Origin of the sequence: Streptomyces sp. NPDC005496 (assembly GCF_042872045.1) — a bacterium.
Classification (GTDB): Bacteria; Actinomycetota; Actinomycetes; order Streptomycetales; family Streptomycetaceae; genus Streptomyces.
In genome coordinates this window covers 1-19,785 of the sequence record NZ_JBIAJQ010000011.1, presented here as the reverse complement: position 1 = coordinate 19,785, position 19,785 = coordinate 1, and the positions used below count along the sequence as shown (strand labels likewise).

Annotated in this window: 16 protein-coding genes; 9 read left to right on the top strand and 7 right to left on the bottom strand. The window is 72.8% G+C overall.

Annotated features, from left to right (window positions below):
* Positions 1–69: 69 nt before the first annotated feature.
* A complete protein-coding gene (locus ACFYQQ_RS29715; protein WP_388905764.1) occupies positions 70–2,211 on the bottom strand; it encodes a SpoIIE family protein phosphatase in 2,142 nt (713 codons plus the stop codon).
* Between the two features lie 301 nt (positions 2,212–2,512).
* On the opposite strand from ACFYQQ_RS29715, the gene ACFYQQ_RS29710 reads away from it, so the two are divergent.
* Both ACFYQQ_RS29710 and ACFYQQ_RS29705 read left to right on the top strand, forming a co-directional pair.
* Complete coding sequence (locus tag ACFYQQ_RS29710; protein ID WP_356172770.1) at positions 2,513–4,954, top strand: SpoIIE family protein phosphatase; 2,442 nt, start codon at positions 2,513–2,515, stop codon at positions 4,952–4,954.
* A 33-nt stretch (positions 4,955–4,987) separates the two neighbouring features.
* Positions 4,988–5,500 (top strand): metallophosphoesterase, encoded by a 513-nt coding sequence (locus ACFYQQ_RS29705; protein WP_355795579.1) that lies wholly within the window; start codon positions 4,988–4,990, stop codon positions 5,498–5,500.
* 182 nt (positions 5,501–5,682) lie between these two features.
* On the opposite strand, the gene ACFYQQ_RS29700 is transcribed toward ACFYQQ_RS29705, so the two are convergent.
* Complete coding sequence (locus tag ACFYQQ_RS29700; protein ID WP_388905759.1) at positions 5,683–7,926, bottom strand: glycoside hydrolase family 9 protein; 2,244 nt, start codon at positions 7,924–7,926, stop codon at positions 5,683–5,685.
* A gap of 544 nt (positions 7,927–8,470) precedes the next feature.
* Between ACFYQQ_RS29700 and ACFYQQ_RS29695 the strand changes: the two genes are divergently transcribed.
* The 4 genes from ACFYQQ_RS29695 to ACFYQQ_RS29680 all read left to right on the top strand — a co-directional run bounded on the left by ACFYQQ_RS29695 (position 8,471) and on the right by ACFYQQ_RS29680 (position 11,361).
* Positions 8,471–9,691: an Ig-like domain-containing protein gene (locus tag ACFYQQ_RS29695; protein WP_388905756.1), complete on the top strand. Its 1,221-nt coding sequence runs from the start codon at positions 8,471–8,473 to the stop codon at positions 9,689–9,691.
* Positions 9,692–9,931: 240 nt separating this feature from the next.
* On the top strand, positions 9,932–10,132 hold the full coding sequence (locus ACFYQQ_RS29690; RefSeq protein WP_355792064.1) for a hypothetical protein: 201 nt from the start codon (positions 9,932–9,934) through the stop codon (positions 10,130–10,132).
* A gap of 421 nt (positions 10,133–10,553) precedes the next feature.
* Positions 10,554–10,778 carry a hypothetical protein gene (locus tag ACFYQQ_RS29685; RefSeq protein ID WP_356176181.1) on the top strand — a complete coding sequence of 75 codons (225 nt, stop codon included), beginning with the start codon at positions 10,554–10,556 and terminating at the stop codon, positions 10,776–10,778.
* Positions 10,779–10,947: 169 nt separating this feature from the next.
* Complete coding sequence (locus ACFYQQ_RS29680; protein ID WP_388905753.1) at positions 10,948–11,361, top strand: SHOCT domain-containing protein; 414 nt, start codon at positions 10,948–10,950, stop codon at positions 11,359–11,361.
* 241 nt (positions 11,362–11,602) lie between these two features.
* On the opposite strand, the gene ACFYQQ_RS29675 is transcribed toward ACFYQQ_RS29680, so the two are convergent.
* Both ACFYQQ_RS29675 and ACFYQQ_RS29670 read right to left on the bottom strand, forming a co-directional pair.
* A complete protein-coding gene (locus tag ACFYQQ_RS29675; protein ID WP_388905750.1) occupies positions 11,603–12,736 on the bottom strand; it encodes an XdhC family protein in 1,134 nt (377 codons plus the stop codon).
* Positions 12,737–12,769: 33 nt separating this feature from the next.
* On the bottom strand, positions 12,770–12,970 hold the full coding sequence (locus ACFYQQ_RS29670; RefSeq protein WP_356176189.1) for a hypothetical protein: 201 nt from the start codon (positions 12,968–12,970) through the stop codon (positions 12,770–12,772).
* Positions 12,971–13,316: 346 nt separating this feature from the next.
* Between ACFYQQ_RS29670 and ACFYQQ_RS29665 the strand changes: the two genes are divergently transcribed.
* Positions 13,317–15,299 (top strand): GTP-binding protein, encoded by a 1,983-nt coding sequence (locus ACFYQQ_RS29665; RefSeq protein WP_388905746.1) that lies wholly within the window; start codon positions 13,317–13,319, stop codon positions 15,297–15,299.
* Between the two features lie 111 nt (positions 15,300–15,410).
* On the opposite strand, the gene ACFYQQ_RS29660 is transcribed toward ACFYQQ_RS29665, so the two are convergent.
* Entirely contained in the window at positions 15,411–16,670 is a 1,260-nt protein-coding gene (locus ACFYQQ_RS29660; RefSeq protein WP_388905743.1) for a YncE family protein, read from the bottom strand.
* Between the two features lie 178 nt (positions 16,671–16,848).
* On the opposite strand from ACFYQQ_RS29660, the gene ACFYQQ_RS29655 reads away from it, so the two are divergent.
* Both ACFYQQ_RS29655 and ACFYQQ_RS29650 read left to right on the top strand, forming a co-directional pair.
* Positions 16,849–17,517 (top strand): TetR/AcrR family transcriptional regulator, encoded by a 669-nt coding sequence (locus tag ACFYQQ_RS29655; RefSeq protein WP_356176195.1) that lies wholly within the window; start codon positions 16,849–16,851, stop codon positions 17,515–17,517.
* Between the two features lie 147 nt (positions 17,518–17,664).
* On the top strand, positions 17,665–18,672 hold the full coding sequence (locus ACFYQQ_RS29650) for a polyprenyl synthetase family protein (RefSeq protein WP_355793881.1): 1,008 nt from the start codon (positions 17,665–17,667) through the stop codon (positions 18,670–18,672).
* On the opposite strand, the gene ACFYQQ_RS29645 is transcribed toward ACFYQQ_RS29650, so the two are convergent.
* Both ACFYQQ_RS29645 and ACFYQQ_RS29640 read right to left on the bottom strand, forming a co-directional pair.
* On the bottom strand, positions 18,653–19,012 hold the full coding sequence (locus ACFYQQ_RS29645; protein WP_355793882.1) for a hypothetical protein: 360 nt from the start codon (positions 19,010–19,012) through the stop codon (positions 18,653–18,655). The genes ACFYQQ_RS29650 and ACFYQQ_RS29645 overlap by 20 nt on opposite strands.
* On the bottom strand, positions 19,009–19,785 hold a 777-nt coding region (locus tag ACFYQQ_RS29640), incomplete at its 5' end, for a cbb3-type cytochrome c oxidase subunit I (RefSeq protein WP_355793883.1). The genes ACFYQQ_RS29645 and ACFYQQ_RS29640, both read right to left, overlap by 4 nt.

Here is a 19,785-nt window from a genome sequence, read left to right as displayed (position 1 = left end):
TCGTCCGGGCGGTGGAACGGTCCGGCTCTCCGGCGGGAGGGCCGGACCGCTCCGTGTCCCGCCCGGGTGTCAGCCGCGGGTCCGCAGCAGGAGCAGCGCGACGTCGTCCGGCCGTTCCTGCGCCGACTCGGTGCTCCGGACCAGGGTGTCGGCCAGCGTGTCCAGCGGCTGGTCGCCCAGCTCGGCGAACCGCCCGGCGAGCTCGGCCAGGGAGTCCTCGATGTCCACACCGGGCGCCTCGATGAGACCGTCGGTGCACAGGGCGAGCACGGAACCGGGGGCGAGCTCCAGCTCGGTCGTCGGGTACGTGGCCGAGGCGTCGATCCCCAGCAGCGGACCGCCGGGCAGGTCGAGGACGCGGACCCGGCCGTCCGGTGTGCGCAGCAGCGGCGGAGGGTGCCCGGCCCGCGCCAGCACCGCCCGTCCGCGTGCCGGGTCGAGCCGCAGGTACAGGCAGCTGGCGAACAGCTCGGCGCCCAGGTCGATCAGCAGCCGGTTCGTGCTGCGCATGACCTCGCCGGGCGCCTGCCCGACGGTCGTGTACGCCCGTACGGCGGTCCGGATCTGCCCCATCAGGCCGGCCGCCGTCACGTTGTGCCCCTGGACGTCACCGATCACCGCGGCGGCCTGCCCGCCGGTGGGCACCAGGTCGTAGAAGTCGCCGCCGATGTCCATGCCGAGGGTGGCGGGCAGATAGCGTGCCGCCGCCTCGATCCCGGGCAGGGACGGCAGGGAGTGCGGAAGCAGGGCTGCCTGCAGGCCGTGGGCCAGCTGGTGCTTGGCGTCGTAGAGGAGCGCCCGCTCCAGCGCCTGGGCGACGAGCCCGCCGAGGCTGGTCAGCACGGCCCGCTCGTCGGCGGGGAAGGCGTGCGGCTCCGCGTAGGCGAGCACGCACGTGCCGACCGGCCGCCCCGAGGCGACGAGCGGCAGGTACGCCCACGCGGCCATGCCGTCGGGCGTCGCGCCGCGGGCGGGGTAGATGTGCTCCAGCTGCCCGCGCGACTCGAAGAAGGCGGGCACACCGGTGCTCAGCGCCCGGGTGCCCGGGGTGTGCGCGGTGAGCGGGAGCCCGTCGAAGTGCTCCACCACCCGGGAGTCGGTGTACCCGTGCTGCCCTAGCACGTGCATGCGCCCGCCCTGCGTCCCGAGGACGACCAGCGCCTTGCTGCCGACGGCGGGCGCGACCTCCTCGGCGACCAGCTGCACCACGTCCTGCACGCTCACCGCCTCCGTGAGCGCGCTGGCCAGACTGAGGATGTGGGAGATGGTCACCAGCCGCGGATTGGTGTCCGTGCGCCGGGGCTGCGCGCGGTTCATCTCGGACACCGCGCGGGCCCGGGCGATGCGGACGCTGAGCCCGCTGGTGCTCGGGTACAGACGGAACGACAGCCACTCGCCGGGCGGGCGCAGCGCAACGAACGACGTCACGTGCTGGCTCATCAGGGCCGCCCGGTACCGGTCCTCGTACACCGGGTCGTTGAGCCAGGGCACGGACGCCCAGGGCTGCGTGCCCACCAGGTCGTCGACGGGCACTCCGAGCAGCTCGGCCGTGGCCTGGTTGGCGAAGCTGACCCGTCCGTGCAGGTCCAGCGCGCACAGCCCGTAGGGCAGCCGCTCCACCAGGCGCGCCGCCTCCACCGAGCCGAACCTGCCGGTCAGTTCCGTCGCCGAGGTGGGCAGATCGGGTTCCGAGGGCAGGGGGCGGTTCTGCTTCACCGCGCGCTCCAGGCGCAGCGCCAGCCGGTCGCCGGCGGCGATGAGATGGGACCGCTCCCGGTCGGACAGCTCCTGCGGATGCGTGCTCGGCCAGGTCACGAACATCGCGCCGTACGGGGTGTGCCCGGTCGCCACCGGGACGGCGGCCAGCGCGAAGGGGTAGGGCAGGACCACCGCGATACGGGGATAGCAGCGCGCCATCTCCTCCTCGCCGCTGACCCAGATCAGCCGTCGTCGCCGCAGCGCCTCGGCGACGGGGATCGGCGCGTTGATCCCGACCCGCTCCCAGGGCGCGGCGAAGGCCCGGGGCAGCCCCGCCATGACGGCCATCTCCAGGACCGATTCGTCGGGCGCCAGCAGGTACACGGCACCCGAATGGGCCTCGACGTCGTCCATGATCGTGGCGAGGGTGAGCGAGAGCAGCGGTTTGCCGACCGGTGCCCGTGGGGCGACCGGTGCCTGACCGGACGCCTGCCAGTCGGACACGCCGACCACCTCCTCGCATGGCCGCGACGGGTCCTCAGGGGTCAAGGCTCTCGCGCGCGGCCGTTTCCCGCACGGCGAGCGGGGCGGCGCCCGCACGGAGGGGACCTGGGCGGTCGCGCCCCGGTCCCGTCTCGGACACGCGCGGCGGGACGTACGTGCTCGCACAGGAGTACCCGTACGCCCGTACGAAGACGAAGGGTCACCCCGGTGTGACGCCCTGTGCGGGCCCTGCCCGGCGGCGGGCCTCGGCCGTCGTCCCGGGGCCCGGGAACCGTCCCAGGGGCTGCGCGCGCGTCCGGGAAGCGCTGTAATGACGGACGTGGTCAGTGAGGGCGCTGCGGGACGCAGAACGAGATCGTCGCGTGCCGAACTTGCCCTCAAGGCGCTCACCGCGGACCTCGGCTCCCGCGAACGGCTGCGCCGCGTTCTCGAACAGGCGCTCGTCTTCGCAGGGGTCACCCTGGCCGCCGTGTACGCCCCGGGCGAGGGCGGCGACGAGCTGTGCCTGGTCGAGTCCGCCGGGTTGCCGAGGACGCTGTACGGGCTGCGCGACAGCTACCCCCTGGCCGGCACCGCCCCCGCGGCCGACGTCCACCGCTCGGGACGTCCGCGCTGGCTCACCCCCAAGGACCTCGCCCGCTGCTCCGACGCCCGGCGGCTGCCCACCCAGGAGTTCTCCCTGGCCGTCCTGCCGCTGAGTGGCGGCGGCTGCCTGGCCGCGGTCAGCGAGAACGAGCGCGGCTTCGACGCCGAGGACCGCGAGTGCCTGACCCTGATCGCCGACGCCGCCACCTTCCCCTCGCCCACCCCGGCGGGCGACCCCGACGAGCTGCCCGCCAGTTCCTTCAGCCTCGCCATGGACAGCGGCCGGGTCGAGATCGACGACGAGATGCTGCAACTCTTCGGCATCAGCCGCGAGGACTTCGACGGCAACGTCGAGACCCTCCTCTCCCTGACCGTCCCCGAGGACCTGCCCGCGCTGATGTCGGTCGTCGAGGCCGACCACATGTCCATCGGCGACCGCGAGCTGGAGTTCCGCATCCTCCAGCCGTCCGGCGTCCCCCGGTGGCTGCGGCTGCGCGGGCGGCTCCTGCCCGGCGGCGACGGCCAGCCCGCCCGCCTGGTCGGCACGGTCGCCGACGCCTCGAAACTGCGCTCCGGCGTCAACGACGTGGCCCGCGTCCAGCGTCTCGCCGCCGCGCTCGCCACCGCGGGCACGGTCCGCGACGTCAGCCACGCCGTGGTCACCGCCCTGCGCAAGCCCCTCCAGGCCGACCGGATCGCCCTCGCCGAACTGGAGGGGGACCGTCTCGTCGTCACCGTCCTGGACCCGCCCGAGCCGGACGCCTGGCCCGAGCTGTGGCGCACGGAGTGGCGCTCGGAGTGGCCGGACGCGCCCGTGCGCACCATGCCGACCCTCGCGGCGGCCCTGCGCGAGGGCCGCGCCGGGATCTGGCCCGCCGGAACCGACCTGGAGCCCGCCCTCGCCGAGGTGGGGCCCGGCGGACTCGCCGTGCTGCCGCTGGCCGCCGGCGGGCGCATGGGCGGCGCCTGCCTGATCGGCTGGGACACCCCGCACGACTTCGGCCCCGACGAACGCGCCCTGCTCACCGCCGCCGCGGGCCTGGCCGGGCAGGCCCTGATGCGCGCCCACGCCTTCGACGCCGAGCACGAGCTCGTCGGCATGCTCCAGCGCACCCTGCTGCCGCGCCGGCTGCCCAAACTGCCGGGCGCGGTCGCCGTCGCCCGTTACCTGCCCACCACGGCCGGCCTGGAGGTCGGCGGCGACTGGTACGACGTGATCCCGCTGCCCGACAACCACGTCGCCCTCGTCATCGGCGACGTCCAGGGACACAACGCCGGGGCCGCCACCCTGATGGGCCAGATGCGCACCGCCCTGCGCGCGTACGCCGTCGAGGGACACCCCCCGGACGTCGTCGTCTCCCACGCCAACCGCCTCCTCATGGACATGGAGACCGACCTCTTCGCCACCTGCTGCTACGTCGACGTCGACATGGAGGAGGGGTCCGCCTGGTTCGTCCGCGCCGGACACCTCCCGCCGGTGCTGCGCCACCCCGACGGCCGTACGGAGATCGCCGAGTCCGAAGGCGGCCCGCCGCTCGGCGTCGTCCGGCAGGCCGACTTCCCCATGAGCCCGCTGCGCCTGCAGCCCGGCACGCTGGTGGCGCTGACCACGGACGGCCTGGTCGAGTCCGCTGAGCTCGACATCGAGGACGGCCTCCGCCGGCTCGCCGCCGGACTCGCCGCCTCCGACCCCGCCCACCTCGGACTCGTCGCCGACGCCCTGCTCGCCGACGCCAACCGAAGCGACGACGTGGCCCTCCTCCTGCTGCGCTACGACGGCATGGCGCTGCGCCCGCTACGGGAGAGCTGGACCGTCTGGCGGGTCCCCGAAGCCGTCCGGCACGCCCGGCGCTTCACCCGGCGCGCCCTGCGCGCGTGGCGCGTCGGCGTCGACGCGGACGCCGTGCTCCTCGTCGTCTCCGAACTCGTCACCAACGCCCTCGTCCACACCGACGGGCCGGTACGACTCGACCTGACCCTCCTCGGCAACCGGCTGCGGATCACCGTCGCCGACAACTCGCCGCGCACCCCGATCAAGCCGACCAGCATCGGCTGGGAGGCCACCGGGGGCCGCGGCATGCTCCTGGTCGAGGCCATGTCGGCGTCCTGGGGGACCGTGCCGGTCAGCGGCGGCAAGCAGGTGTGGAGCGAGCTGGTCCTGGAGTGAGCGCCGCCGCCCCCGTGATGGCACCCTGAGCGGGTGCGTCTGCTGCTGATGTCCGACACCCACCTGCCCAAGCGCGCCAAGGAACTCCCCGCGCCGCTGCTGGCCGAACTCCCGCTCGCCGACGTGGTGATCCACGCGGGCGACTGGGTGGACACGGCCACCCTCGACCTGCTGGAGGCCCGGTCGAGGGCCCTGATCGGCGTGTACGGCAACAACGACGGCCCCGGTCTGCGCGCCCGCCTCCCCGAGGTCGCCCGCGCCGAACTGGGCGGCCTGCGCTTCGGAGTCGTCCACGAGACCGGGGCCGCCCAGGGACGCGAACGCCGCTGCGCCGAGCGCTTCCCCGACCTGGACGTCCTCGTCTTCGGACACAGCCACATCCCCTGGGACACGACGGCGGAGCCCGGGCTGCGCCTGCTCAACCCGGGCTCCCCGACGGACCGCCGCCGCCAGCCGCACTGCACGTACATGACCGCGCGGGTGGCCGACGGCGGCCTGACGGAGGTCGTCCTGCACCGGCTGCCGCCCCGGGGGAACAGGCCCTAGGGCCTGTCGTTTGGATCAGGCCGGTGTCGCGGGGTCTGGCACGCACATCTGCGGCGTTGTCGTCGGTCGCCGAAGCTCCGCTTCGACTCCCTCCTCCGCCTTGCAGCTGCACGCACCAGACCCCGCTCGGGTCGGCCGGGACGAACCGTCTGTCACGGCCGACCTGATCCAAACGACAGGCCCTAGCCCTGGTCCGCCACGAAGGACGCCATCCAGGCCAGCGCCGCGTTCCAGTTCACGGCCGTCTCGTTCGTCGACCAGGACTGGATGTCGTCGATGTAGCAGAACTGGCCCACGCAGCCGGTGAGTCTGCTCTGCGCGTAGGGGTCCTGAATGCTGGAGTTGGGGCCGCCGGCGAGGGTCCCCTTCGGCGGGCCGGGCAGGTTCGGGTCGAGTTCGTGCGCGTACCAGCGGCTGTGCTGGTTGTGTGCGGCGACCTCGCCGTAGCCCGTCACGTACGACTGGTTCAGCGCGTTGCGGCCGAGGATGTAGTCCATGCTCTGCACCGCGCCGTCGCGGTACCGGCTCCGCCCGGTGAGGTCGTACGCCGTGGCGACGACGACCGCGTTGTTCAGCACCTGGCTGCTGGAGCCCCAGTCGTAGGCGTTGCCGGCGGGGGCGTACGGCATGCCGTACGGCTGGGCGTCGAGCGTGGCGAGGTAGGCGTCGGCCGCCTCGACGACGGAGCGCCTGACCTTGTCGCGGCCCGGCAGCCGGTTCGCGACGGTCGCGAGGTCGAGCCGGGCGGGTGCCGCCGTCCTGGACCAGTCGAATCCGGTGGGCCCGAAGACGTCGGCCGTGTGCAGCGGTGAGCCGAGGACGTGGTCCGCGAACTCCTTGTCCCCGGTGGTGAGATACAGCTCGGCGGCCGCCCAGTAGAACTCGTCTTGCGCGTCGGAGTCGTAGTACGCGCCGCCGCCCGTCCCGTCGGTCTCCGAGGGGTAGGTGTCGGGGTGGGCGAGCGCGGCCTTCCAGGCGGTCCTCGCGGCCTTGAGCGCCTCGGCCGCGAAGGCCCGGTCGTAGGGCCGGTACAGGCGGGCGGCCTGCGCGGCCGTGGCGGCGAGGTTCAGCGTGGCCTGGGTGGTGGGCCGGTGCAGCTCGCGCTTCTGCGGGTCCTGGCTCGGCAGCAGCGGCAGCCCGGTCCACTGCTCGTCGTGGATCTTGCTGTGCGCCATGCCCGCGAGCGGCCGGCCGGCGGGGACCTGCATCTTCAGCAGGAACTCCAGCTCCCAGCGCGCCTCGTCGAGGATGTCCGGCACCTTGTTGCCGCTCTCCGGGATGTCCAGCGTGCCGTCAGCGAGCCTGCCGGGGCTGCCCGTCCGGGCCGTCAGGGAGCGTTCGTACGTGCTCAGCAGTTCCCACGTGGCGATGCCGCCGTTGATGACGTACTTGCCGTGGTCGCCCGCGTCGTACCAGCCGCCGGTGACGTCGAGCGTGTAGTCGCAGAGCCCGGGCTGGCAGGGCACGTTCCCGTCGCCCTGGTTCGGCGCCACGTCGACGTGCCCGGCCGGACGCGCGTACCCGGGGCGCAGCGAGCCGAGGATCTCGATGCCGCTGCGCTGGGTGTAGTAGTACTTCAACGCGTCGGCCCGCAGGCCCTCGTAGGCGGCCGTGCCGATGTCGAAGGGGCGGCTGGTCTGCCCGTCGGCGACGAGGGTGAAGCCCTCGCCGCGCTTGCGGTAGGCGCCGAAGTCGATCGACTGGACGTTCTGGCCGGAGGACACGTCGGTGCCGCGCGGCACGCTCCGGCCCCGGGCCACCGTCCTGCCGTCGGCGTTCCTCAGCTGCCAGGGCATCGGCTCGGTGGAGTCGGTGACCAGCGTGGCGTTCTTCGGGCCCGCGGGCAGGTACGCGACCTGGTTGACCCGCACCCGCGGCCCGGTGTCGGGCTCGTAGACCTCGGGCGGCACCCCGCCGAGCAGCGACACGTCGTCCATGCAGAACCGCCACGGGTCGGCGCCGCCCCCGAGCTGGAAGCCCACCTGCCCCTGGGCGGTGTCGACCGGCGAGGTGAACGTGTAGGTGTACGTGTCACCGCTGACACTCACCGCCGGACTCGCCTCGAAGTACGTGTCGTACGGCTCGACGGCCAGGCCCACCAGGGCCCGCGGGGCGTGGCCCTCGGGCACGCCCGACGCGGTGAAGCTGAACCGGTACGACTCGCCCTTCACGAGCGTGATGTCGTTCTGTCCGACCGCCGCGTCCCAGCGGTTGGCGGTGCCGCCGGGCACGTCCGCGCACAACTGCCCCGCGGACAGCTCGGCCGTGACGTTGCTCGTGGTCCACCACGGAGCGCTGGAGTCGTCGAAGGTGCCGTTCTTCACCTGCTCGACCTCGTCGGCCGCCGCCGGTCCGGCGGGCACGGTGACGAGCGCCGCCGCGACGAGTGCCGCCGTGGTGAGGAGCGTGGTTCTGCGTCGTTTCACGTCCGGGCTCCTTGGTGGAGTGGGAGGTGCGGGATGCCGACGCCCGCGGCCGGACCTTCGGGGCCAGGCCGGGCCCGCGGACGCCCGTGTCGGGCCGAACGGGCGTGGGAGCGCTCCCAATCGCCGCTGCGAGGGACTGTAGGGGCGCGGGGGAGTGCGGGACAAGACGGGTGACGTCAGTTCGCCGCCCCGGGGGCCGGTGAGCCCGTTCCGTGACAGCGGCACGGGCCTCTTCGGAAGCACCGACGACGGCGGAGCGCGGTCGAAGTCTCGGGCGCCTTGGATGCAGCAACAGGCCGAGTGCGACAGCGATCAGACGGTCCGTCAGATTCCGATCGCGGCCCGTGCTTACGGACCGGTCGGCCCGGCGTCCGCGACACCGCACGAGGGTGCGCCGGTTCCGGACGTTCTGTGGCGGGGAGGCGCCGTGGACGGTCCCGTAGCTGTGAAAGGCCGTTCGAGGGGTAGGCGGTGGGCGAGCCGAGACCGTCCGGGAGGCGGTTCGGCCACGAGTCTGCCGCCGGTATCGCCGTTGGAGGGGGTCATGGACCAAGTACGCGGACAGCGACGGCCCGCCGGGAGGTCTCCCGGGCACCGAACGACCACGAGTATCGCCGTGCTGGCGGTGACCGGGTCCCTCGCCCTCGCGGCCTGCAGCGGGTCGTCGGACGACGGCGACGGCAAGCGGAGCGCAGAGTCGCACCGGATACGCGTCGCCCCCGCCGCCGACGCCTCGTCCGTGCCGGTGGACAAGAAGGTGCGGATACGCGCGGGCAGCGGGAAGCTCACGTCCGTGAAGGTGACCGCCCCCGGTCCGGGCGCCCTCAAGGGCACGTACTCCGGGAACAGGGACTCCTGGACCTCGGGCGCCGAGCTGGCCCCCGGCGTGACCTACACCGTGGAGGCCAGGGCCACGGCGTCCGACGGCCGGAAGATCACCGAACGCCGCACCTTCACCACCGCCGAGCCCCCGAAGTCGCGCACCTTCGTCGGCGAGTACAACGTCGAGAAGGGTTCGACCGTCGGTACCGCCCTGCCGGTGTCGATCGTCTTCAACAAGCCCATCAGCGACAAGGCGGCCGTCGAACGCCGTCTCCGGGTCACGTCGTCCCCCGCCGTCGAGGGCGCGTGGAGTTGGATGAAGGACCGCAACGGCAAGGACCGGATCGACTACCGCCCCCGGGAGTACTGGAAGCCGGACACCCGGGTGACCCTGCGCATGAACCTCGACGGAGTCGCCGCCGGCGGCGGGCTCTACGGCACCCAGACCCGGAAGATCGGTTTCACCGTCGGGAAGTCCGTCGTCAGCACCGTCGACGTGGCGAAGAAGACGATGACCGTCACCGAGAACGGCAGGAAACTGCGGACCCTGCCCGTGTCCACCGGCAAGAAGGGGTTCGAGACCTGGGACGGCACGATGGTGGTGCTGAGCAAGGTCCCCTCCATCCGGATGGACTCGTCCACCGTCGGCATATTCGGCCGCGAGGCGTACGACCTCGGCAAGGTCAAGTGGGACGTGCAGCTGACGATTTCGGGCACCTATGCCCACGCGGCGCCGTGGAACGAGGGCAAGTTCGGGCGGGTCAACGGCAGTCACGGCTGCATCGGCATGAGCACCGGGGACGCCAAGTGGTTCTTCGAGCACGTCGACTACGGCGACCCGGTCACCGTCCTCAACTCCAAGGGCACCGTGCCGGCCAACAACGGCTACGGGGACTGGAACGTGGACTGGGCCAAGTGGCGGGCGGGCAGCGCCCTGCGGTGACGTCCCGGCGCCATGCGAGGCGAGCGACGACCCTGTTCCGGGCACCTGAACCGGTGTCCGGGGCGCGTCCGCGGAGGGCGCGCGCTCCCGTCCGTGCCGGTTCGCGCACCGCGCCCTGTCGTCCTGCCGCCGCCGATAGGATCTAATGGGCAGCCGCACGCGAGACGGACAGATACCGAACGGCATCGTTCGACAGTTCCGTCTCCGATCCGTGCGACCCTCAACTCCGGATGGTCTTGGATGCCCGCCTCGCCTCAGCACGACTCCGCCCAGCCCGTGGAGAACCCGGCAGGAACGCCGGCTGCGCCGCAGCACCACGGTCTGTTCCTCCAGCCGTGCTACACCGTCGACCTGCCGCCGCTGGACGAGGAGGAAGAGGCGTCCTTCCTGCCTCCCTCGCGTCCCGCGAACAAGCAGCGCGGAGCGGTCCGCGGTCGCTGACCGCGACGCGCCCCGGGCGGCCACGGCCGCCCGGGGCGCGACCACCGGCCCGAGCCGGCCGGCCCGGCGACCGAGCTGACCGAAACCGGCAGCCCCGCCCGGCCGCCCGTCCCACCGCCCGGCACTCTGGCCGCCCCCCCCCCCCCCCGGCCACTCCGGCCCTCCGCCCGGCTGTCCGGCCCACCCCCCTGGCCACTCCGGTCCTCCGTCCGACCGTCCGGCCCAGCGGCAGGCAGGGACCGTGCACCGGCCCGCTCCGTCCGTTCGCCGGACACTGCCCGCTGGCCGGCCAGGCGGGCGCGTCACCAATCCGCAGTCCCGTCCACCGGACCGCCGCAGGCCGTCCGATCGTCCGGCCCGCGGAACGCGGGCCGGGACCGCCGGGCTGCGCCGGTCTCGTCGCCGGGGCACTCTTGATCCCGTGGCAGACTCTCTGATCGTCGTGCACCGGCCCTCGTCCAGCGGTGGCAGGCGGGTGAGCGTGCGCCGGGGCGGCCGGGACGTGGATCTCGGACTGGCCCACTCCGACCACGACCTGATCGTGTTCCTGGAGGCCGCCGGTCTGCTCGACCCGGACGAGATCCTCGACGACCCGGGCCGTGTGGAGTGGCGCGGCGGGCCTCCGCACGAGTGGGGCACCGCCTGAGCGGCCGCCGCTCGGGCACGGTCCCGCGACCTGCGTCACGGCGGCCGCGAGGCGAACCGGCCAAGGGTCCCCGGAACCGGCCACAACGAGCGGCGCCCGATTTGTGGTGATACCAAGGAATGGCGCCCGGCCATTCGGGTCGGCGGCCCGGAGATCGGCGGGAGCGACGATGGACGACTACCCCCTCCTCAACCTGTTCTGGACCATGCTCTGGTTCTTCCTCTGGATCATGTGGCTGTTCCTGCTGTTCAAGGTCATCTCGGACATCTTCCGCAGTCACGACCTCAGCGGCTGGGGCAAGGCCGGCTGGCTGGTCCTGACACTGCTGGTGCCCTACCTGGGCGTCCTGATCTACGTGATCGCCCGGGGGAAGTCGATGAGCAAGCGGGACGTCACGCAGGCCCAGGAGCGGGAGGCGGCCTTCAAGGCGTACGTCCGAGAGGCCGCGGCGGAAGGCGGCACCGGCGCCGACTCCGGTGGCGGCGGCAAGGTCGACGAACTCGCCAGGCTGGCGGCGCTCCGGGACAAGGGCGCGCTGACGGACGAGGAGTTCCAGCGGGCGAAGACGAAGCTGCTGACCTAGGGATGCTCCCCAGGGCGCCTGGCCGACCCACGGGTCTCCTACGGCGCTCCAGGAGCCGACCGTCCTCACCCGCGCGTCCGGGTCCCCGTCACCGACGGGGACCCGGACGCGTATGTCTTGGGCCGGGTGACGGTCATCCGGCGCCCAGGTCCCCGGGAGGGGACGGCGACCCGGCTCGTGTGCATGCCGCCGGCGTCGGTGCACAAGTGGCCGTTCCTCGGCCGGGGCCGCGGCCGTCCGCTCAGCGTGACACTGTGCCGGGCGGGTGGATCGCGCCCGCCGTCGCCGTCAGCGGCGCACCGCTGCCGCCCCACCGCAGCGCGACGATCTCCGCGGCGACCGACACGGCCACCTCGTCCGGAGTACGGGCTCCGAGGTCCAGCCCGAGGGGCGACCGCAGCCGGGCCAGCTCGCCCGCGCTCAGGCCGGCCTCACGCAGACGCGCCGTCCGGTCCTCGTGGGTACGCCGGCTGCCCATCGCCCCGACGTACGCGGCCGGACGGCGCAATGCCTCCTCCAGCAGCGGGACGTCGAACTTCGGGTCGTGCGTGAGGACGCAGATCACCGTGCGCTCGTCCGTCGTCGTGCCGGCGAGGTACACGTGCGGCCATTCGGCGACGACCTCGACGGCCGCGGGGAAGCGCTGAGGGGTGGCGAAGACAGGCCGGGCGTCGCACACCGTGACGCGGTAGCCGAGGAAGTCGCCGATGCGGGCGACGGCGGCCGCGTAGTCGATGGCGCCGAAGACCAGCATGCGCGGCGGTGGCGCGAAGGAGTGCAGGAAGACGGCGACGGTGTCCTCGCGGCGCTCGCCGTGCGGCCCGTAGTGGCGCAGCTCCGAGGCGCCCTGGGCCAGTTCGCCCTGCGCGTCGGCGCTCACGGCGACGTCCAGTCCGCTCGTGCCCAGCGTGCCGTGGACGCCGTCGTCGGGCGCCGCCTCCCCGGCCGGCCACACGGCGAGCGAGGCCCCGCGCCGGGCGGGCCCGTCGGTCACCGTCGCGAGCGTCACCGGCCGGCCCGCCGCCACGGACCGGGCGAGGAGCCCGAAGGCGGGGTCGTCGCCGGGTGAGACGCGGCGCACCAGCACCGTGATCTCCCCGCCGCAGGTCAGCCCCACGGCGAAGGCGTCCTCGTCGCTGAACCCGAACGTCTCCAGCCGCGCCTCGCCGCTTTCCAGCACCTCGCGCGCCAGCTCGAAGACCGCCCCCTCCACACAGCCGCCGGACACGCTGCCCACGACCTCGTCGCCGGGGCCCACCGCCATGGCGGCCCCCGGATCGCGCGGCGCGCTGCGGCTGACGGCGACGACGGTGGCCAGGCCGAAGGGCGACCCTTGCGCGTACCAGCGGCTCAGCGCCGGGAGGATCTCACGCATCGCCCGCTCCCGCCGATGTCCCTTGGGCCCCGCTCAAGAGGTACCGGACTCGTCAGCGGTCTCGGCGGTCTCGGCCGTCTCGTCGTCGTCGCGCTCGCCCTCGGCCTGCGAGGGGGTGGGGAGGCCGGGGTCCGTGTGCCCGGTGTCGTGGGTGGCCCCGGAGGAACCGGTGCCCGGGGTGTCCGTGCCGGTGTCCGGCTCGCCCTCGGCCTGGGACGGGGTGCGCTCGTTCATGATCAGCCTTCCGGGTCGACCGGGGCGCCGTTCGGGCGCACACCGGTGTCCTGATGGGTCCGCCAGGCGTGCCGGGGACACCGAACCGCTGCGGCGACCGTGGCGCCGCGCCCCTTCCGCGGGGCCGTCGGCGTCGCCCGTCACGCACGGGCGACGCTGCGGGTACCCACGGCACCACGGATCACCCGCGCCCCGAACGATCTCCTCCGCGCCAAATCCCGTTGCCCCCGGCCACCAGGGCCTGCTGCACTGGGACGAGCTGTCCCCGAACGAGGAGCACCGATGCGCGCAGCGTCCATGTCCACCGCCGAAGGAACGATCACCTCTTCAAAGGACATGACGCCCTGTGCCCACCCTGAATCTGGGAATCCTCGCGCACGTAGACGCCGGTAAGACGAGCCTGACGGAGCGGCTCCTGCACACCGTCGGGGTCATCGACGAGCTCGGCAGTGTCGACGACGGCAGCACCCGCACCGACACCCTCGCGCTGGAGCGGCAGCGCGGCATCACGATCAAGTCCGCCGTCGTGTCGTTCGCGCTCGGCGACCTCACCGTCGACCTGATCGACACCCCCGGCCACCCGGACTTCATCGCCGAGGTGGAGCGCGTGCTCAGCGTGCTCGACGGGGCGGTCCTGGTGGTCTCGGCCGTGGAGGGCGTCCAGGCGCAGACGCGCGTGCTGATGCGGACCCTGCAGCGGCTGCGGATCCCGACCCTGGTGTTCGTGAACAAGACCGACCGGTCCGGCGCCCGGTACGCGCCGCTGCTGGAGAGCGTGGCCGCGAGGCTCACCCCGGCCATCGTCCCCATGGGCGAGGTCCGTGCCCCGGGCACCCCGGACGTCGGCTTCGTGCCCTTCACTCCGGCGCGGCTGCGGGCGCCACTGCTCGACGTGCTCGCCGGGCACGACGACGCGCTGCTCGCCGAGTACGTCGACGGAGGCGTCACCGACGACCGGCTGCGTGCCTCCCTCGTGCGCCAGACCGGGCGGGCCCGGGTGCATCCGGTGTACTTCGGGTCCGCCATCACGGGAGCGGGGGTCCCGGAGCTGGTCGCCGGGATCAGGGAGCTGCTGCCCGCCGCCGGGGGCCGGACCGACGGGGAGGTCGAAGGGACCGTCTTCAAGGTCGAGCGGGGTCCGGCGGGGGAGAAGATCGCCTACGCCCGGATGTTCTCCGGAACCCTGCGGACGCGCGACCGGATCGCCTACGGGGACGGCCGGGAGGGCAAGGTCACGGGGATCAGCGTGTTCGAGAACGGAACGGCGGTCGACGGCACGAGTGTCGCGGCCGGACGGATCGGCAGACTCCGGGGGCTGGCGGACATCCGCGTCGGGGACACCCTCGGCCGGCCGTCGGGGCGGGGCGCGGAGCGTCACTTCGCGCCGCCCACCCTGGAGACGGTCGTCGTCCCCCGCCGGCCCGGCGACAGGGGCGCGCTGCACGTGGCGCTCACCCAGCTCGCCGAACAGGACCCGCTGATCGCGCTGCGCACCGACGAGTTGCGGCAGGAGATCTCCGTGTCGCTGTACGGGGAGGTGCAGAAGGAGGTCGTCCAGGCGACCCTCGCGGACGAGTTCGGACTCGACGTCACCTTCCGGGAGACGACGACCATCTGCGTCGAGCGTCCCGTCGGCAGCGGCGCGGCGGTCGAGTTCAACGGCAGGGAGCCCAACCCGTTCCTCGCCACCGTCGGGCTGCGGGTCGACCCGGCCCCGGCGGGGAGCGGTGTGCGGTTCCGGCTCGCGGTGGAGCTCGGGTCGATGCCGTACGCCTTCTTCAAGGCGGTCGAGGACACCGTGCGGGACACGCTGCGCCAGGGGGTGCACGGCTGGGAGGTCACCGACTGCACGGTGACCATGACGCACTCCGGCTACTCGCCGCGCCAGAGCCACGCGCACCAGCGCTTCGACAAGAGCATGTCGAGCACGGGCGCGGACTTCCGCGGGCTGACCCCGCTGGTCCTGATGAGCGCCCTGCGGCGGGCGGGCTCCCGGGTGCACGAGCCGATGCACCGCTTACGCCTGGAGACACCGGCCGACACGCTCACGGCCGTCCTGCCCGTGCTGGCGAAGCTGCGGGCCGTTCCCGAGACGACCGGGACGCGCGGTGCGACGAGTGTGCTGGAGGGCCGGATCCCGGCGGCGGCGGTCCACGAACTCGGTCTGCTGCTACCGGGGTTGTCCCGAGGCGAGGCCGAACTGGACGCCGTGTTCGACCACTACGCACCCGTCGCGCGGGGGACCGTCCCGGAGCGCCCACGCACGGACCACAACCCGCTGGACCGCAAGGGATATCTGCTCAAGGTGACGCGAAGGGTGGGAAGTTGAGCGGGAGGGCGGCGCCGGATGGCGGGGCCGGCCGCGGACGACGCCATGGTGCCGTCCGCGGTTCTGCCGGCGCGGCCCGTCCGGAGCTCGTGGCCAGGGCGGCGGCGAAGGTCAGCCGGCCGAGGGGCCGGTCCAGCCGGCCGGCACCCGGGCCAGCCGTACGCGCTGCGGGTGGTCGCCGACCTCCACGGACGCCGTCTTGCGGCCGGTGGCGAAGTCGATCGCGGTGACCCGGTCGGCGCCGCTCTCGGAGACGACGCAGGACCGCCCGTCGCCGCTGACGGTCGCCCAGTACGGCTTGGAGGCGGTGACGAGCGGCCCCTCCTGGAGGGTCTCCCGGTCGACGACGGTGGCGTAGTCGTCCATCGTTCCGGCGACGCACAGCTTGGTGCCGTCGGGGCTGATCGACATGCCGTGGTGACGGGAGTCGTTGACCCATTTCGTGCGGTCGGTGGTGGTGGCCGGGTTCTTCGGGAGGGTCTTCACACGGGTGATCCGGTCGCTCGCGACGTCGTACTCCAGGAAGCCGTTGAAGAACGACACCTGGAAGTACAGCTTCGACTCGTCGGGGCTGAAGACGGCGGGCCGGACGGCGTCCGAATAGTCCTTGAGGCCGATCGCGTCGAGCCGCTGCCGCATGTCGATCACCTTGACCTGCTTGAAGGTGCTCGTGTCCACGACGGTGATGCGGCGGTCGCCCTTCGTCCAGTCCAGCCACGGTTCGTCCAGGGCGGTGTTGACGTCTCCGATGGACATGTTCCAGATGTACCGGCCGTCGCGCGAGAAGACGTTCTCGTGCGGCTTGTCGCCGGTGGCGAAGGAACCGATCTGCCGGCCGCTGACGATGTCCAGGACGTGCACGGTGTTCGCGGTCGAGGCCGAGACCGCGACACGGGTGCCGTCGGGGGAGACGGCCATGTGGTCGGCCCGGTAACCGGAGACTTTGAAGCGCCAGTTGATCCGGCCGGTGGCGAGGTCGATCGAGACCACGTCGGCGAAGCTCGGGCGGGAGACGACCATCGACTTCCCGTCGGGCGTGGCGTACATGTCGTCCACGAGCTGGTCGTGGCCCTCCCCGACGCCGTTGCGGATGCCGAGGAAGAACGCCCACTTGATCGGATCGGCGTTGATCTCCGCCAGGCGCGCCGCCTTGTCCGGTACGACGTCGATCCGGCCGATTCTCGCCAGGTCCCCGGTGGACTCGATGACGTCGGCGGTGCCGTCCCAGTTGTTCCCCACGAACATCACCTCGCGCGGTCCGGCGGAGGGGGCCGCGGGGGAGGCGGCCGTGGCGGCGGTCGTGGTGCCGCACAGGGCGAGGGTCAGCGCGGTGGCCAGGGTGCACAGGTGCCTTGGGCGAGGGGCAGACATGGCGGTCCTTGTCGTAGGCGGGGGGTGAGAGTGGCAAGGGCATGACAAGGGAATCTGAACACGCCCGCGTTCAGAGTTGACTTACTGGAAAGTAAGGAGCGAGGCGCCCTCTCCACAAGACTCCGTGCACGACAAAATCGACGGCGGGCCGGACCGGCCGGCGGCGAGGGAGGCAGGGGTGGCGGGCAGGCTGAGACAGCCGACCGGACGGTACGGCGGCCGGTCCGCCGAGGAGCGGCAGGCCGAGCGGCGGCGGCGCTTCCTGGAGGCCGGTCTCCAGGTGTTCGGCGACCGGCCCGGCTTCCGGGCGGCCACCGTCGCGGCGCTCAGCGAGGCGGCGGGCCTGTCCACGCGCCAGTTCTACGAGGAGTTCCGCACGCTGGAGGACGTGCTGGCCGCGCTGCACCTCCAGGTCAACGACTGGGCAGAGGCGGCGGCCCTCGCGGCGCTCGCCGAGGCCCGAGACCTGCCGCTCGCCGAGCGTGTCGCCGCGGTCTTCGGGGCCTACGCGGCCGACGTCACCGCCGATCCACGCCGGATCCGCATCACGTTCGTCGAGATCATCGGGGTCAGCCCGGCGCTGGAGGAGCAGCGGCTCGACCGCCGGGCCCGCTGGGTGGACTTCATCTGCGCGGAGGCGGACGCGGCGGTGGCACGCGGCGAGGCGGCTCCCCGCGACTACCGGATAGCCGCGACCGCGTTCATCGGTGGCGTGAACGGACTGCTCCACGACTGGAGCGCGGGCCGGGTCGAGGCCACCCTGGACCAGGTCGTCGAGGAACTCGTCCGCCAACTGCTCGCCGTCCTGCGCCCCGTGGGCTGGTCCCCGGACGGTCACCACTCCTGAGGCCCCCCGTCGCGGGGTGCCGCGCGGTGCCGTTCACCCGCTCCGTCCACCGGTCCGGCCGCGCGGGGACGTGGCCGGAACGCGCTCTGGCTCCGCTCTCCGCCCGATGATCGAATCACCTCTTCGTCCTCAGCGAAGGGAACGGCTGTGCCAGTGACGACGTACGTGGACCTGCACCGACAGGTGTCCGCGGACATAGAGGCCGAGGTGCGCGCCGCCGTCGGGCGACTCGAACCCTCGGCGCCCGCCGTGAGGAGCGCGGTGACGGGACTCCTGCGGCACCGCGAGTTGGCGTATCCGCTGTCGGTGCTGCCGATGATCGTGCACGCCGTGGAGACCGGCGTCCCCGGCCCGGCCGCCCCGCTGGCCGCCGTGCACGTGCTGTGGTGGACGTCCGCCTGCCACCTCGACGACCTGGCCGACGCGCAGGGCGCGGTCCGCGTCGGTGACCTGCACCCGAACGAAGCGCTCCTCGCGGCCGTCGTCGCCGGGCTGCCGCTGCCCGTCCTGGCCCTGCGGTCACCACGGATCCCCGAGGCCGTGCGCGGCGACCTGACGGCCGAGGTCCTGAACGGCCTCGTCGGCGCCGCCGAGGGCCAGTTGCACGATCTCAGGACGGATGTCGCCTGCGCCGACCGGGAACGGGTGGTCGCCGCCTACCGGGGGAAGTCCGGCGCCCCGTTCGCCATGATCACGGCGATGGCGGCGATCCTGGCCGGGGCGCCGGCGGAAAGGACCGAACTGTGGCGCGAATTCGGCTACGTCTTCGGCGTCCTGTGGCAGATCTTCAACGACCAGGAGGACATCCTGTCGGGCCGCGACGAGGACCTGGCTAACGGCACGGTGACCTACCTGCTGGCCTGCGCGCTCCAGGACGCCCCGCCCGCCGGGAGGGCACGCCTGCTGAAGTCGTATGCCGCCGCCCCGACTTCCGGCTCCGCGCGCGCAGAGGTCACCGCGGCGCTCGTCGACGCCCCGCTGCTCCGGAGCTGCCGGGACGACCTCGACGCCTTCCGCGGCGACGCGTACCGGCTGCTGCGCGCACTGGGCGGCGACGAGGAGTACCTGGCCGTACTGCGGCACCTCGTGGACGAGTCGTCCCGGATGCGGCTGAAGCCCCGCCGCGCCGAACGGCTCAGCGCCGGGCGGCCGTGACGGCCAGGACGAGCGACGCCGCCGAGACCAGGGCGGCGCCCAGCACCGCCCCGGCGCAGAGACGGCGCCGCAGGGAGCGGTACAACGCCTCGTACTCCGAACGCAGTTGCGCTCCGCGTTCCGCCGTGCGCTCCCAGCAGCGGCGGGTGAGCGCGAGATGGTGCTCGGCGAAGCGTGACTCCACCTCCTCCCGCTGGGTGTCCGTGAGCCATCGCAACGACCCGGTGAACAGGACGGCTTCGGCCCTGCCCTCCGCCCGCGCGGCCTCGACGAGGAGGTGGCCCTCCAACTGCCTGATCAGCACGTTCGCGTCGGGTAGGTGGTCGTCCCTGGCCGTCATCGCACCTCCACCGGTGCCCCGGCGGCTGTGCCCACCGCCGGGCCCGAGGACACGCCCGCCGTGGTGACCTCCGGATGGTGCAGGTCGAACGCCGGGGATTCGGAGCGGATCCGGGGCACGGTGAGGAAGTTGTGGCGCGGCGGCGGGCAGGAGGTCGCCCACTCGAGCGAACGGCCGTAGCCCCACGGGTCGTCGACCTCGATCTTCTCGCCGTACTTGGCGGTCTTCCAGACGTTGTAGAAGAACGGCAGGAACGACAGCCCGAGGACGAAGGAGAAGATGCTCGACACCGTGTTGAGCGTCGTCAGGCCTTCCACCGCCAGATAGTCGGGAATGCGGCGCTGCATTCCGTCGGCGCCCAGCCAGTGCTGCACGAGGAATGTGCCGTGGAAGCCGATGAACAGGGTCCAGAAGGTGATTTTCCCGAGCCGCTCGTCGAGCATCCTGCCGGTGAACTTGGGCCACCAGAAATGGAATCCGGCGAACATCGCGAACACGACCGTGCCGAAGATGACGTAGTGGAAGTGCGCCACCACGAAGTAGGTGTCCGACACGGGGAAGTCCATCGGCGGCGAGGCGAGCATGACGCCGGTCAGACCACCGAAGACGAACGTGATCAGGAAGCCGGTCGCCCACAGCATCGGCGTCTCGAAGGACAACGACCCCTGCCACATGGTCCCGATCCAGTTGAAGAACTTCACGCCGGTCGGTACGGCGATGAGGAACGTCATGAAGGAGAAGAACGGCAGGAGTACGCCGCCGGTGACGTACAT

Bases quoted from the DNA above. Each gene is read 5' to 3' on its own strand.
- ACFYQQ_RS29670 (WP_356176189.1), bottom strand. From the start codon at position 12,970: ATGAACGAGCGCACCCCGTCCCAGGCCGAGGGCGAGCCGGACACCGGC.
- ACFYQQ_RS29690 (WP_355792064.1), top strand. From the start codon at position 9,932: ATGCCCGCCTCGCCTCAGCACGACTCCGCCCAGCCCGTGGAGAACCCG.
- ACFYQQ_RS29645 (WP_355793882.1), bottom strand. From the start codon at position 19,012: ATGACGGCCAGGGACGACCACCTACCCGACGCGAACGTGCTGATCAGG.
- ACFYQQ_RS29675 (WP_388905750.1), bottom strand. From the start codon at position 12,736: ATGCGTGAGATCCTCCCGGCGCTGAGCCGCTGGTACGCGCAAGGGTCG.
- ACFYQQ_RS29695 (WP_388905756.1), top strand. From the start codon at position 8,471: ATGGACCAAGTACGCGGACAGCGACGGCCCGCCGGGAGGTCTCCCGGG.
- ACFYQQ_RS29660 (WP_388905743.1), bottom strand. From the start codon at position 16,670: ATGTCTGCCCCTCGCCCAAGGCACCTGTGCACCCTGGCCACCGCGCTG.
- ACFYQQ_RS29710 (WP_356172770.1), top strand. From the start codon at position 2,513: ATGACGGACGTGGTCAGTGAGGGCGCTGCGGGACGCAGAACGAGATCG.
- ACFYQQ_RS29680 (WP_388905753.1), top strand. From the start codon at position 10,948: ATGGACGACTACCCCCTCCTCAACCTGTTCTGGACCATGCTCTGGTTC.